This is a genomic window from Vibrio sp. YT-19(2023) (assembly GCF_033337395.1).
Genome location: NZ_JAWOQN010001237.1, coordinates 1 through 503, shown reverse-complemented (window position 1 = coordinate 503; position 503 = coordinate 1). Strand labels below are relative to the sequence as shown.

The 503-nt window shown below is 51.7% G+C and carries 1 protein-coding gene; it reads right to left on the bottom strand.

Annotation, left to right across the window (positions count from 1 at the left end; genetic code table 11):
• The coding region (locus R7E78_RS31025) for a glycoside hydrolase domain-containing protein (RefSeq protein WP_318059258.1) at window positions 1-503 on the bottom strand (503 nt) is incomplete at both ends.

Below are 503 nucleotides of genomic sequence, written 5' to 3'. Positions count from 1 at the left end.
GGTGTAGACCGGATCCGCAGGCGTCACTTGGTAGAAGCCCATTGCTGACATCAAGTACCAAGAGCTCATTTGACCTACGTCTTCGTTACCAATCAAACCGGTTGGCTCGCTGGTGTACATCTCTGACATGATGCGGTCCAGGTACTCTTGCGCTTTCCATGGCTCATCCGTAAGCCCGTATAGGCAAGGAATGTGGTGCGATGGTTCGTTACCGTGCATGTACTGACCGATGTAACCCGTTAGGTCTGGCAGCTCTTCACCTGTGTTTGAAGAACGCGCGTTGAATAGCTCGTCCAAGTCTTCACGGAAGGCTTTCTCTGGCGTGGTGTCTTTGCCTTGCGCCAAGTCGGCTTGATAGATTTCTTGTTTCAGGCGATTGAAATCGTGCATTGGTTGGAACTTCCATTGCCACGCGTTCCCTTCGGTGTAGGCAAACTCGTCCACATAGTAAGGGTCGAATGGTAGCAGTGGGCATTTCTCTTTCATCACACCTGAGCCTTCCG